This is a genomic window from Candidatus Harpocratesius sp., from assembly GCF_054039255.1.
In genome coordinates, this window is sequence record NZ_JBPLBG010000004.1 from 57,523 (window position 1) to 73,094 (window position 15,572).

5 protein-coding genes and 1 CRISPR repeat array are annotated in these 15,572 nt (G+C 29.8%); all 5 genes read right to left on the reverse strand.

Going from position 1 to position 15,572, the window contains the following annotated elements; translation table 11 throughout:
• Positions 1-126: 126 nt before the first annotated feature.
• Complete coding sequence (locus ACXLDF_RS00460) at positions 127-2,571, reverse strand: hypothetical protein (RefSeq protein ID WP_457556513.1); 2,445 nt, start codon at positions 2,569-2,571, stop codon at positions 127-129.
• A 518-nt stretch (positions 2,572-3,089) separates the two neighbouring features.
• On the reverse strand, positions 3,090-3,875 hold the full coding sequence (gene cas4 / locus ACXLDF_RS00465; RefSeq protein ID WP_457556514.1) for a CRISPR-associated protein Cas4: 786 nt from the start codon (positions 3,873-3,875) through the stop codon (positions 3,090-3,092).
• 81 nt (positions 3,876-3,956) lie between these two features.
• The gene (gene cas2 / locus ACXLDF_RS00470) at positions 3,957-6,173 is read right to left on the reverse strand and encodes a CRISPR-associated endonuclease Cas2 (protein ID WP_457556515.1); all 2,217 of its coding nucleotides are present in this window, start codon (positions 6,171-6,173) and stop codon (positions 3,957-3,959) included.
• Positions 6,174-6,816: 643 nt separating this feature from the next.
• Positions 6,817-8,163, reverse strand: coding sequence for a CRISPR-associated endonuclease Cas1 (gene cas1 / locus ACXLDF_RS00475; RefSeq protein WP_457556516.1), 1,347 nt, complete (start codon positions 8,161-8,163; stop codon positions 6,817-6,819).
• A gap of 85 nt (positions 8,164-8,248) precedes the next feature.
• Entirely contained in the window at positions 8,249-11,095 is a 2,847-nt protein-coding gene (locus ACXLDF_RS00480; RefSeq protein WP_457556517.1) for a hypothetical protein, read from the reverse strand.
• A gap of 1,101 nt (positions 11,096-12,196) precedes the next feature.
• Positions 12,197-15,538: a CRISPR direct-repeat array (repeat unit 37 nt; unit sequence CCTGCAAGCTTAAAACTATCAAAGAGATAATTGAAAT).
• Positions 15,539-15,572 lie beyond the last annotated feature (34 nt).

Consider the following 15,572-nt stretch of genomic DNA (forward strand, 5'->3'; position numbering starts at 1 on the left):
GTCTTTTTTAATATTTATAACTAGATCTGAATTATTTAAAAAGAGAAAATTATGATAAATAGAATTTGAATCATTGTAATTGAGTATTTAATATGGAAAAAATAAGATACCCTTTATATTCAGATTTTATAATTTTAATATAGTGCTTGATAATAAACCACACTCAATATCATGTTCCCGTAAATATTTCAAAGGTAAATTTGATATAGTATTTGTTATCCACACCTTTTTTATCTTATTTTGCTTTATCCATTGTATCATTTCTACAATATTTGCATGATCTGATATTTCAAAGAATTTGTCTGAAGGATGATCATCCCTATATTTCAATTGTGCACACCAACCTGATATTTCTGCGATTTTTGGCATATAAGTCTGCTGAAATGAGTGAAATGTCCTCAAATACCGCTGGTTAGGTAATTCTAGCATGACAAAAGGACCTTTCTCTTTTACTTTTTCTTTATTTGCAGACGTTTTTGAATAGATTAACTCCAACTTTTGTAGAGACTGAAATATATCTGATGGAAAAATTACTTTAAATAGATTAAAAAATGAACTTGGCATAATCAAAGGTAGTGTGTAATCTTTCCAAACAAATAATTCGTGCTCTTCTTTCATTCTGTTCTTTTTTATCTTTTTATTATTCATCAAGTTTTCATTTGTCGGAGTTTCATTAGTTATGTCATTATCCATTGTTACATTGTCACCATTAGTTGTATCATCATTCTTTGCTATGTCGTTACTTTTCGCTATGTCATCATCCTTTGTTAGATTGTCACCATTTGCTACATCATTATCCTTTGTTAAATTGTCACTATTTGCTACATCTTTATCCTTTGTTAAATTGTCACCTTTCGCTATGTCATCATCTTTTGTAATATCATCTTTTATCAAATAATCGTTCATCTGTTCTTTAATCATAGATTTATTATTTACAATAATATCATTTTCTGAACTATCGATTGAGAGTTGCATTGAATCTGCTGATCTTTTTCCATTTAAAAGATAATTCTGATGCATGCTTTGAACAACATCCCATATTGCCTGAATCAACAATTGCGGTTTACCTAGCTCTCTGCAAAAAAAGACAATTTTTTCACTCTCTTTGTTTTTATTTTCCATCAAAATTGATTTAAGCCAAATCTTTAACCGAATCAATTCTGAATCAAAATAATTGCTAATTAGAAAAGGATCTCCATATAGTGCATCAATAATCATGTGTTTTGTTGTAATCGGTGGTGGTATAAAGCAGTGCCCTCTAAAATATGGAACAAATTCGCATAAATATGAAAAATCACAGTTAATTTGAAAAAATCCATCTTTTATCTCCGTTTTCTTAATCATCTCCAAGTCTTGAATAATTTTATCTTTGCGCCTAATACATAGACCTGCAGAACCAATTACATGCCCTGTGGGTATTAACCAAATTACATAATCTTCAATCATGATTGGGTAGAAATAATTCTCCTTTTCAAGCCATTTTTCCATCTTATCGGGGATAAAAAGCCATCTATTGTCGCCATTAGGATATCTGAATAAATTATCTTTATCGTGTTCTTTTTGACGCTCTTTCTGAAGCTCGTTTTGACGCTCTTTCTGAAGCTCGTTTTGACTCTCTTTCTGAAGCTCTTTCTGATTTTCATCCTGGAATTCAGAATTATTTTCTGTTATACTTTCAGAATCATCTTTTTCTATACTATTCCTTGCTAATTCATCATGGTGAATTTGCTTAAATTTATTCATTGCTTCTTTAAAGAAAATCGTATATTCCTTTCTAAGTTTGTTAAAATAATCCGTAATCTGTTGTTTTTCTTTTAATGTAAAATTGTTTGAAAAGAAATTGTCCTTTTCATTTTTCCCTTTTTTTCCTTTCTTAAAAAAATCCTTCTCCCTTTTTTTATACCATTCTATAAATGAAATTAGTTTACAGCCAAATCGATTCTCTAATATCTGCAAATTTTGCATTGTACTCAAAATTGGAAGCGGATAAAATCTAATTTTTTCATCATTGCTATTTTCTGGATTGAAAATTATCGTTTCTGGTAAAAATCTGGTTAATGAAGAATGATCTGCATGACCATGAGAAATAAAATCAAAACCAAAAATTTCTGGAGAAAATGTTTGCATCAGTTTAGTGCTTAATTCAATCCATTTCAGTGGTCTTTTTTGGTCTCTTTTTTGACTTTTTTTCTGATTATTCCTCTTCACATTTTTATCTAATGCACTTTCTGAAAAATTAGAAAAAATGCTGTACTTATCATTTGGATAAAGTTTTTGCCATTTTGAATGAAAAGCCTTTATATATTTTTCAACTAGTGCTTGGGATGAATAAGTCTGGCTCTTAATATTCGTCTTCATGCAGTTTACTTGATCAGATTGACTTGTTTTTTCATCAAATTGTATATCATATATTTTTGCTGTCCAATCCACACGAATTCCAAAAGAAGGTTGCATTTTACTAAATAATAATAATTTCTTTTCAGGAGATCCCAGAAATATTATATGAGATGCCCTATCTTCACAATTATTGAATTTTTCATCTATAGATTGAAAATTGTTATCAGAAACCATGATATATTCGCTTTTTATTCCAGATATTATAATTTATATTTTTCAACTAAATTCTATGTTGTTTTTCATTTTTTTGATTACTTAAATTAGATTAAATATTCTTACTGCTCTATTTTGCATCCATTTACCCCTTGCTCTTTTTGTCGTTTATCTTTCATTTATCTTTCATCTATTTTTCCTTTTTCTTCCAACATTTTTCGTTTGATTTTCATTTATTTTTCCTTTTTCTTCCAACATTTTTCGTTTAATTTTCATCTATTTTTCGTTTTTCTTTCAACATTTTTCGTTTGACTTTCATCTATTTTTCCTTTTTTTCTAATTTTTTTCGTTAACTTTCATCTTATTTTCGTTTTTCTTTCATATTTTTCTCATTTTTATCTCATGTATTATTCATTTTTATTTTTCAGATTTATTTCATATCTCTTTTGTGCCATTTTTATATTACACAAGCAGTTATTCCATAGTTCGCTTAATTTTTAAATCTGAAATAATAATTCATTTAGAGAATTAATGCAAATCTAAGTTTTTCGACAAAATGCATAATATTCACAAACTTTACAACGTTCCTTAATTCTTGTTGGTTTGGGCAAATCTTCAGAAATAAATTCGTTATGCATTCTCGATACAGTCTTTAATACTACTTTCTTCATATCTATGCTTATTTCCTGCCAAAAAGATTGAAATTTATTCTGTTCTTTGCCGATATAGATTATTTTTGCTCTTGAAACAAAAGTTTTAAAATACTCTTCTATCAATAAACTTTGAACAGTTAATTGAATAAGATGATGATCAATTACTGTATCCCGTTTTACAGGAAAATTCGAGGTAGTCTTTATTTCTACAGGAAATATTTCATCTGTTGTCGGATTTGTCTCAGCAAGATCAAGATATGCTAATAAATGGAGAGTCGCAGATTCAAAATAAAGATTAAAATAATACTTAGGAGAATAATCAATCGGATTATGCTTTTCTTTAATCTGGAGCCAATTTTGTAAATTTTTACGCTTTCTTACTATTTCTTGATGAAATTTCGTCCCTCGGCGCATTGAAGCTGTGGTATTTGCTCTGATTTTTCGCACATGTCGAAGAAATGGAATTCGAGCACAGTATATATACTGTCTGAGTTCTTCAGCTGAAAAAATCCATTTTACTTTCTCATTTTTTTCTATCCCGCTTTTTTCAATGCTGCTTTTTTCTATCTTGCTTTTTTCTATCCCATACTTTTCTATCCCATACTTTTCTATCCCACACTTTTCTATCCCACACTTTTCTATCCCATACCATTTTTGCATGTTTATATCCATTTTTTTCCCCAAATCGATTCAGTTCAAATGCTTCTTTTAATTTACTTATTATAATTAACATATTTTCTAAAATTTTTGAGCCTAAACAAGAAGTACATCAATGTCGACGAATCCATGATATTTTGACTTTAATCCTGTCTTTTTCTCAATTAATGAAATGTTTTTCATAATATCTTTTAGCGTGACAAATGTTTCCTCAACATTCATGGAATCTGATTTATTAATATTGGTTGTATCTTCTGGCAATCTTTCATTCATCTTTTTATATTCATATTTTTCTGATTTTGCTTTATTTTTGTCTTGTTCTGGTGTAATTTTCTCTTGTTCTGATGTAATTTTCTCTTGTTCTGATGTAATTCTCTCTTGTTCTGATATAATATTCTCTGATTTTGGCATAATTTTCTCTGATTCTGACATAATTTTCTCTGATTCTGGCATAATTTTCTCTGATTCAGACAAAACTTTATTAATAAATTCTTTCTCAATCATGGAAATTGATTCTGAATCTTCCATTAATTCATTACCTTCTCCTGTTAAAAGCCAATTCATTAGTTCTTTCGTCATAAAAAATGGAACAGATTCATTACGTTGTAGATCATCTCCTATACTTAGAATCTTCCCCAAATCAGGGCCTTCTAAGTAAATATCCCATAAATTTCCTTTGCTTTTATCTTCTTGGATAGGATTTTTCTTTTCACTTTCTCTTCCTCTTCCTCTTTCTCTTTTACTTTCACTTTCACTTTCATTCTTTATTCGTTTTTCTTTATTTCTCCCAATCTCCCTTTTTATACTCTCTCCCTTTTCATTTTCAAAATTATCCGAATCTTCTAATTGTTTTGCCCCTGCGGTGCTTAATAAATCGGTTGATTCTTTAAACTTAACTTGATTTTGAGTTATTTGTTCTTTAGAATTTGAAACAATCGTTGCCTCGTTGTAAACGTTATCGTATTTTTTTTCATCAGAAATGTAATTTTCTATTATATCTTGAAGGATTTCTCGAAAAAAATAACCGATGGCATTGTTCACTGAATCTTGAGCCATTTTTTGGTTTAGTTTTTCTTGCATTTTCCCTCTCATTTTCACTTCTTCTTTTCTGATTTCTTGCTTAATTCCTTTTTCTTTTCCTATTTCTTGTTTAATCCCTTCTTCTTTTTCTATTTCTTGTTTAATTCCTTCTTCTTTCTTGATTTCTTGCTTATTTTCTTTTTCTTTTCCTATTTCTTGTTTAATTCCTTCTTCTTTTCCTATTTTTTGTTTAATTCCTTCTTCTTTCTTGATTTCTTGCTTATTTTCTTTTTCTTTTCCTATTTCTTGCTTAATTCCTTCTTCTTTCTTGATTTCTTGCTTATTTTCTTTTTCTTTTCCTATTTCTTGCTTAATTCCTTTTTCTTTCTTGATTTCTTGCTTATTTTCTTTTTTTTTCTTGATTTCTTGCTTATTTTCTTCTTCTTTTCCTATTTCTTGTTTAATTCCTTCTTCTTTTCCTATTTCTTGTTTAATTCCTTCTTCTTTTCCTATTTCTTGTGCTTTTTCTTTTGCTGGGCCTCCAGAAATTTCATCTCGATTCAAATCATCATTATCTATTTCTGAAGGTTCTAAAAACTCTCTTTGAAATTCTTTCCAGACCTTGTCATCAGATAAATCAAATAAATCATTCGCATTTTGTTCCACTTCATTTTCCAATTCTTTTATCTCATTTGGTTTCATCGAGGGCTTTTTCTTGCTTCCTTTATCTTCTGTCTCTTCATTGTCTTCTGTCCCTTCTTTATCTTTTTTGTCTATTATATCTCTTCTATCCCTTCTATCTTTATTATATTCTTGATTTTTTTCAGGTATTGTAGACTTATTAGATCTTTCAGATGTTTCAGATGTTTTAGATATTTCAGATGTTTTAGATTTTTTAGAATTCTTTGATTTTTTAGATGTTTTAGATTTGCTAGTTTTATCTGAATCTTTGTCTTTCTCCACCCAACCCACATCAATATGTGAAATCGTAGTCAATTTTATGTTATCGCTCAATTTTTTTGCATGTAATGTTCGAATTTGAGAATTATTTGAAATTACGTAGGACTTCTCTAAACACTGATCACAAACTGCGAAAAATCTAACATCAGCAGGAGAATTATCGATTAATTCCTCGCATTCAAACATCAAATCGTTTAAATCAGCTTTCTCCAAACTCCCCCAAAATACTGATAGTTGAATACGAAAAAGACCGTAATCCATGCATTTATCTCCCAATTTTGTCCTCAATCGAGTATTTTCAACAGGAATATCAAAAGTAACCAAATAATTCATAATTTACCCCATTATTATTTTGATCTTCTTATATTTTTACAATTTTCTGCAATTTTTTGCAATTTTTTGCAATTTTTCCCAATTTTTCCCAATTTTTTGCAATTCTTCGCAATTTTTCGCAGATTCTTTCTATCTAAACTTTTTCTTATTTCTTATTTTATTATACTGTTTCTTGTATTTTTTGGTTAAATTCTAAATTCTATTGATTATTTTTCCATTTTTATGTCTCTTTTTCCATTTTTATGTCTCTTTTTTCATTATTCCCTTGATTTTTTGCATTTTCTCGTTTCTCATTCTTTTTTTCCTAAGTTTTTCTTCAAATTATTTCTTATTGCATATTTCTTTTATTGGTTTTATCTATCCTCATTGATTTCTTTTCTTTATTTTTTTTCTTTTCTTTATTTTGTCTTTTTTTTCATCTTTTCTCTCTTTTTGTCATGTATTTTCTTTTCATCAATAGCCTTTTTCTTTTTCTCATGAATTTTCTTTTCATCAATAGCCCTCTTTCACTTCTCCACGAATTAAATATTCTTAATAACTTTACAATTCTCTTTACAAATCTCTATACAATCATCTTTACAAATATCTGTTCAATTATCTATACTATTCAAATTGAATAAAATAAAAATCATCCAAAATAGTATCACCACTTCATTAAAAATGGCTTATACGATTTCACCTTGCCCAAAAAATAACGAACCATCAGCCGAGCTTGATTTAACATCAAATTTTGATAAGTCATAAATGTACCCTTAATATATTCACCCTGCTTTCGCACCAAATAATAAAACTCTCGAAGAAAGATTTCCATTCCAGATTTCTTAAAACGCATCCCAAATTCATCACCCTCATCTGTAAAATGCTTATTTTGCAATATTCGCTTGCGAAACAGTCGTAAAATCAACCGATCAACTAATGGTTGACGAAATTCCTCCATCAAATCAAACACTAAAGAAGGACGACCGGATCTATCTGAATGCATGAATCCTGCAAAAGGCTCCAATCCTGCAACTACAATCGCAACCATTATTTCATTCGCAAGCAAATGATTGCCGAAACTGATTGATGCATTTATTGGATCTCTCGGGGGGCGCCGAACTCGCTTGGTAAAATTCAAACTTGATGGAAATACATCTTTTAATAAACTAAAATAGATCCGAGATACACTCCCTTCATATCCCATCAATTTAGCACGCAAATGATTTGGATTAAGATTTAAGCCACCTTTTTTTAGGTTTTTTTGGTTCAGTTGGTTTTGTTGGTTCGGTTGGCTTTGTTGGTTCGGGTGGTTTGGTTGATTTATATACTGATTTGAGTTACTATTTGTGTTTTGATTTGAGCCACTATTTATGTTTTGATTTGTGTTATTATTTTTCTTTTGATTTGTGTCACTATTTTGACTCTGATCTATGCTAATGTTTTTACCTTCATCAGGAATTGTATCCTTAACATTCTCCATTTCATTTTTTTCACTAATAACTATTTGTTGCTGCTGTTTAGTTTTTACAGGAAAATACCATGATTTTATCCCAATTTCGATCTTTTTTACTTCTTTTCTTAGTAATTCCATCTTGGACGCCTTGTCCTGAAAATCTTGCGCTTTCTGGAGATCTTTCCTTTTTATATTCCGAGACAAATATTTTATCATACGAATCTTATTAGTTATCGCCCCCAAAGTTATTGATGTCATTAAAAGCATCCCTTTACCATTTGAATATGAATCAAATTGAGCTTTTCTCGTTATTACAAAACCATGATGAGCATACGGAAGCGTCGCCATTATTGGATGACCCTTACGCATATAAAATACAGGAATACCATAGCGGGCACACGCAATATTCACATCATAACTAATATAGCACTTTGTTAAGCATATAATCGACTCAACCAAACGAAAAGCTACCTTAAATTCTCCATTACTGCGAATTATTTTCAATTGCTCGCTTGTCTTTCCTAAACGAGTCCCTGGTTCTTGGACTACTATTATCAATTTAATTTCAAATCCGATTTTGCTTTTTAATCATTCAAATTTTCGTTAAATTGCAATTAATACATGTCGAGCCACATTACTAACTCTAAAGTGTATCCAACCAAATCTTATGCCCAATTAAATCTTTCAAATTTAACCATTTTAAAGCGCTTTCATCACTATTCTTGCGGAATATTCCTTCTTCATGGATAGTGTTTCTTTTTTTTGCTTCTGAATTACCAATTTTATCCATTTTTTTAATCTTGTTCATCTTATTGATGTTATTGATCTTACCAACCATATCGTTCTTATCGCTCTTATCGATTTTATCCACTATATTACTCTTATCGATTTTATCCACTATATCGCTCTTTTTATTCTTCTTAACATTATCCCTGGTTCTCAACTTAAATCTTGCCAAAAGTCGAGACCCGACATATCCATCAACATAAAATTCCAAATTAACCATATCATGATTACTAAAGCCCCAAAACCCAACTGAAAATGAATCTTTTTTATCTTTATCTTGCATACGTTCCATATTGTGTCTATCTTGCATATGTTCCATACTGTGTTTATCTTGGACGTCATATGCATTATATATTTCCCCTATATCTATGTCGTCGCGCCCTATCTGAGTATTTTCAAGCTCTGATTTCTTCAAAGTATGAATATTAGTTGGTTTTTCAAATGATCTTTCAGATACACCTTCAAAGAACTTTTCAGATACACCTTCAAAGAACTTATCAGATGGCTGTTCGGATGAATTATCAAGTGATCTCTCAGAAAATGATAATGAATTTGATCTGTAATCACAATTCGAATAAACATCTCTTTTTGTTATATCGGTAGTCTGATGCAAATAGAGTGTCTCTAAGGAAAAATTACTGATATCTCTTAAATCTTGATAATTTTCCACATCATCGCTAGGAATCCTATATATTGATATTCTCCAGTTTGTATTTGGGTGAGATATATGCAATATTTCATCTATTTGTTTGTTTAAACGACGTTTTTCATTATTCAAAAATGCTTTAAATATTTCAGAATTCTCTTTTATTCTTGTTGATAACCAAGAACGAATATAATTTACAAATTCATTGATTATCGCCATTTGTTTTTGGCTTGTCATCCCATCTTTTAATTTTTGATTATTTTGGGGCGCAAATATACTCGTTTTACATTTATTGGCACTATTTATCTCGAAATTTTTAATAAAATGTAAAAAATCTTTGAAATCATCAGAATCATCAGAATCACCAGCATCATCAGAATCACCAGCATCAGGATTGTTAGAATCATCAAGATTGTTAGAATCATCAAGATTGTTAGAATTATTAGAATTGTCAAAATCCGCGAAATCGCTAAATTCTGCAATGTCTATATCTAAATCTCGCAGAATTCCATCGTATAATGCATCAAAGTTTATCATATCCTCAGGCTGGCAATAAATTAAATATTGCCCACCTAATTTTATTCCATCCCACCAGCACTCATTTTGATTCCCTATAATTATTCTTGAAATTTGGCTGCTGAATATCTTATCGTTGAAAGTCTCACTGTTGGATATCTTGTCGTTGAAAATCTCACTGTTGAATATCTTGTCGTTGAAAGTCTCACTGTTGAATATCTTGTCGTTGAATTCCTTGTCGTTGAATTCCTTGTCGTTGAAAACCTTGTTGTTGTATATCATATTGTTGAATGCCTTGTTGTTAAAAATATACCAAAAAAACCATTTCATTATTTTTTGATTAGGATTTTTAATTTCTTTCTTATTTGAAAAATACTTCGCTAAAACAAAAATATCATCATAGTCTAAGATTATCCCAAGCCCTTTATCACTATAACATTTGTCTATATACTCACAACTCCAGCAACGCCGACAACCCTCGCATAAATAACACCTAAATGAATAAAGAGGGCAGTTGTAATTATAACGATGCTTAAAATACCCAATAATTGTTAAGTCATATAATGCAGCACAACTTTCACATAAATACTCAGGTGTTTTATATTGTTTATGTAGTTCATGCTTAATTATATTTAATCGATTTATTTGGGTCCCCCATCGAAATTTACGATTTGTAAAGGTTTTTGATGATTTTGATGTTAGGGGTTCTACAAGACTGTTGTTTACTATCTCTTTTTCAAATTGCCTGTTTTTTTTCAAGTGTCTGTCTTTTTTCAAGTGTCTGTCTTTTTTCAAAAGTCTGTCTTTTTTCAAGTGTCTGTCTTTTTCTAAATCGCTATGCTTATCAAAATCTTGGGTTATTTCATCATTATTCTCAGCTTCATGCCTTTCATTCAAACTCTCATGTTTTTTATGCTCTCGTTCTTGTTTTACTGCATTTGTTTTTATTTCTGATTTTGCTTTTATTTCTGACTCTGTTTTTAGTTTTTTTCTATTTTCTGTATTTATTTCTGATTTTGCTTTTATTTCTGACTCTGTTTTTAGTTTTTTTCTATTTTCTGTATTTATTTCTGATTTTACTTTTATTTCTGACTCTGTTTTTAGTTCTTTTCTATTTTTTGTACTTATTTCTGATTTTGCTTTTATTTCTGCTTGTTTGTTATACACTTCTTTTGAAATTAAATTAAAACAATCTAAACAATATTTCTCACGAGATATCCGTAAAACTACATAATCTATTAGGGGAATCCATGTTATCTCGCCATTATAACCCTGTACAACCAAATGGGGAACAAAAATACCGCTAAAAAATATTTTATACTCCACTGATACAATTATTCCGTAATAATTATCCCACATCCTGAAATTAGAATCATCACTGATCGAATCAATATCTAACTTAAAATTTTCACTATAAAATTCACTCGAAGGTTCCATAACTAAGGCTTTTTTTGAGTGAATTTCACCTGCATTTTTATTTGTAAACAGAGAGGCTGAACGATTATTAAATAAATGCTTAAAATCCATTATATTTCGCGCCAAAACAATGTAGTTTCACAATATTATTTTAAATCGCAGTTTCACAAGGTTATTTCATTTTACTGCTTTACTATCTTATTTTTTTATTTCATCATTTTTCTAAAAAAAATCTTCAAATTCTTAAACAAAAACATTGTAAAAACATCATTCAATAACACAAAAACTCTTGATAACAAAAATTTAATTGGGCGCAACTGTTTCCATGAATAATTTATCTTAATATTATTTCTCGTCAATATCTTGCTTGTCTTGTATATCGTGTTTATTTTTTTCACTATTTCATGCATTTCTATTTCTAAATTTATCAAGTGGTAATCTATATACTAAAATTTGTGTAATTCCATCCCAATTTGGGCTTTCCTATTAAATTTTTTAATCGATATTTTTGTTTGAACTTAATTTTATTTTGTTTGATTTTGATTTAGTTTTTGTTTGATTTTGATTTAGTTTTTGTTTGATGTTATGTGATTTTCTTACATCGCTTTTCATTCGTTTTGCTATTTATATCATATCTTCTTGGTTATATTTTACTGTGTTCCTGAAAAAAAATATTCTATATTTCCATGAAAAATTGACTCAATAATTTTAACCAACAAAAGACATTATTGGTTTTTTTAAACTATTTTTTTCGCACTTAAAAAACTTTTGATTTCTATTTTGTTTTTCGTTCATCACAATTAAAAATTTTGTAATAATTATTAGAATTTTTCCAACACCTCCTTCATTTATATGTTCAATTAATATAATCTGCAGATTATACTTTATCGATAAATTTTACCCCATTTTATTGAAAATATTGCAGATTTTCCTTGATTTCATTATTATCCCTGATTTTATTGAATTTTTAAATTCGTTCAACTTTAAAAATACTTTACTAATTTATAATTGAACGTTTTTCAATTCATTTATATTTTAATTATAATCTTAATGATCCTTCAAGTATTTTCATAAAAATGAACAATATAAAGAAATCCAGGCAAATGTGAAAGAATAATGATTGGATTATCTATATATGCATAAGTTTTTAAGGAAATTCAATATTTATTAAATTAGGTGATATAATTTTAAGTGCTTGAAATTGATGTTTAGAGCATTTTAAAGGCACCTGCAAGCTTAAAACTATCAAAGAGATAATTGAAATTTAGGGAACAATTAATTAATGTTCCTGCTGATGAATTTCCTGCAAGCTTAAAACTATCAAAGAGATAATTGAAATTGATTTAATTTTAATTGATTATTAACAGCCCTTGTCCACCTGCAAGCTTAAAACTATCAAAGAGATAATTGAAATCGGGCTTGGGGGATTCTCGGCTCTATGGTGCAATAACCGCCTGCAAGCTTAAAACTATCAAAGAGATAATTGAAATTTCCATAATTTCAACATATTCACCCATTTTGAGTTCTCCTGCAAGCTTAAAACTATCAAAGAGATAATTGAAATTTGAAGACCTCGACAGCCATTTCTATGAGGTCTTCGTCCCCTGCAAGCTTAAAACTATCAAAGAGATAATTGAAATTCACATAACCACCGTTAGTTTCGTATTTCACTATAACCCCTGCAAGCTTAAAACTATCAAAGAGATAATTGAAATGTGCGCAGTACTCTGAATACTATCCAGTTTGTGAAGTCCCTGCAAGCTTAAAACTATCAAAGAGATAATTGAAATGATTTTTCTTTCGACTATAAATTCCATATTATCATTACCTGCAAGCTTAAAACTATCAAAGAGATAATTGAAATTTCGAAAGATGGGGAACATAATTTTTTTTATCGGCTCGCCTGCAAGCTTAAAACTATCAAAGAGATAATTGAAATTTTAAAAGCACTCATATAATCAATTGGAACTTTACTACCCTGCAAGCTTAAAACTATCAAAGAGATAATTGAAATATCATGAGTCGATCGACAATCCCCGTTGATTGCTCATACCTGCAAGCTTAAAACTATCAAAGAGATAATTGAAATCCGACTGCCAAGCGCGTTCTATCGCGCTAAGCGCTTTACCTGCAAGCTTAAAACTATCAAAGAGATAATTGAAATTTTCATTTCAATCGATTACCCAAGCGACATGTTCCCCACCTGCAAGCTTAAAACTATCAAAGAGATAATTGAAATGCCTTGATTGAATAGATGTAAAACTGGTCGCGCTTTTCCTGCAAGCTTAAAACTATCAAAGAGATAATTGAAATCTATCGTCCGAAGTCAATTCATCCCCTGCGGAGATTGTCCTGCAAGCTTAAAACTATCAAAGAGATAATTGAAATTGGCGCAAACTGGCGCAAAGAATATAATGAAGATTTACCTGCAAGCTTAAAACTATCAAAGAGATAATTGAAATCCACGGGTACACTAGAAACGCTAGGAAATAACAAATTTCCTGCAAGCTTAAAACTATCAAAGAGATAATTGAAATACGGCATATAATATTGGAAATTGATTTTCCATTAAGGCCTGCAAGCTTAAAACTATCAAAGAGATAATTGAAATTATATGCTACATAGTCGGAATCAGCAATCTTTACGGAGACCTGCAAGCTTAAAACTATCAAAGAGATAATTGAAATTTGTTTAAGTGAATCTTCTAACATTTTTAGACCTCCCACCTGCAAGCTTAAAACTATCAAAGAGATAATTGAAATATAAATCGTTCATCATCTTAATAAACGCTTCAAGCGTTCCTGCAAGCTTAAAACTATCAAAGAGATAATTGAAATCACAAGGTGATATGGAGGCAACCGTTCGCGCAGGACTACCTGCAAGCTTAAAACTATCAAAGAGATAATTGAAATAATATTGGTGTATATAGCCTTGGCTTGTCAGAAGGGCTCCTGCAAGCTTAAAACTATCAAAGAGATAATTGAAATTGATTATATTATTTAAATTTCCCCACAATCAGTAAAAGCCTGCAAGCTTAAAACTATCAAAGAGATAATTGAAATTAAGCACGTTCTATCAAAAATCAAATAATTTTTTTATACCCTGCAAGCTTAAAACTATCAAAGAGATAATTGAAATTAATCTTGAATCTAAAGATTTTAAATAGTCCCATTTAACCTGCAAGCTTAAAACTATCAAAGAGATAATTGAAATGTCGGAAGTGGATACTCTTTTGACGGGGAAGGCAGATGCCTGCAAGCTTAAAACTATCAAAGAGATAATTGAAATTAAAAAAGAAGATTACCGGATTTACAGTGTTCGCATTTTCCTGCAAGCTTAAAACTATCAAAGAGATAATTGAAATTAATTTTTTCAACTTCCCGTCTATTATACGGTGTTTGGACCTGCAAGCTTAAAACTATCAAAGAGATAATTGAAATAAACATTCCTTTACAACTGGACATGCTTGTCTCATATAACCTGCAAGCTTAAAACTATCAAAGAGATAATTGAAATATAAATTCACTATGGTTGTATACATTGAACAATTTTTTTCCTGCAAGCTTAAAACTATCAAAGAGATAATTGAAATTCACCATTTCATCATATTTTTTATTGTAATTCCCTCTTACCTGCAAGCTTAAAACTATCAAAGAGATAATTGAAATGATAGTTGTATAATGTCACCGACCTGCGATGAGGTCGCCCTGCAAGCTTAAAACTATCAAAGAGATAATTGAAATTTTTGAAGAGTGCGTTTTTGAAAACGCGCTTTGAAAAGCCTGCAAGCTTAAAACTATCAAAGAGATAATTGAAATTTATTAAATATATGGAATAAACATTCCAAAAATTTATTCCTGCAAGCTTAAAACTATCAAAGAGATAATTGAAATAATAAATTTTTTGGATGAGGTAATTGCTGGATGTCTGACCTGCAAGCTTAAAACTATCAAAGAGATAATTGAAATTCGCTTAAACATTTCTATTCCTTCAATCCTACTATCGGCCTGCAAGCTTAAAACTATCAAAGAGATAATTGAAATCAAGCAGATGAATGGATTGATGTTGCGCAGTCATCTCACCTGCAAGCTTAAAACTATCAAAGAGATAATTGAAATATTTTTTTTCTCTTAGTTATTGATGTGTAGATATAGTCCCTGCAAGCTTAAAACTATCAAAGAGATAATTGAAATTTGAAAGTGAATTAGTTGGACATAAAAATATACTCAAACCTGCAAGCTTAAAACTATCAAAGAGATAATTGAAATATCACTCAAATCTGGGCTCGCTGCGGTGCCCCACTGCACCTGCAAGCTTAAAACTATCAAAGAGATAATTGAAATTTTTAAAGTTTCTTATTTTATTCAATTCCTTTATAAGTGCCTGCAAGCTTAAAACTATCAAAGAGATAATTGAAATTGAATCCAATGAAGGATAGGGATTACCCATCCTTCTTCGCCTGCAAGCTTAAAACTATCAAAGAGATAATTGAAATCTTCATAACTGATTACGGTTGAATATTTTTTCATTAACCTGCAAGCTTAAAACTATCAAAGAGATAATTGAAATCTTCTTAAAAAAATGAATATTGAGGATATAAAAT

Excerpts from the sequence above, each read along its gene's own strand:
- cas4 (WP_457556514.1), bottom strand. The coding sequence starts at position 3,875 with ATGGATATAAACATGCAAAAATGGTATGGGATAGAAAAGTGTGGGATA.
- cas2 (WP_457556515.1), bottom strand. The coding sequence starts at position 6,173 with ATGAATTATTTGGTTACTTTTGATATTCCTGTTGAAAATACTCGATTG.
- ACXLDF_RS00460 (WP_457556513.1), bottom strand. The coding sequence starts at position 2,571 with ATGGTTTCTGATAACAATTTTCAATCTATAGATGAAAAATTCAATAAT.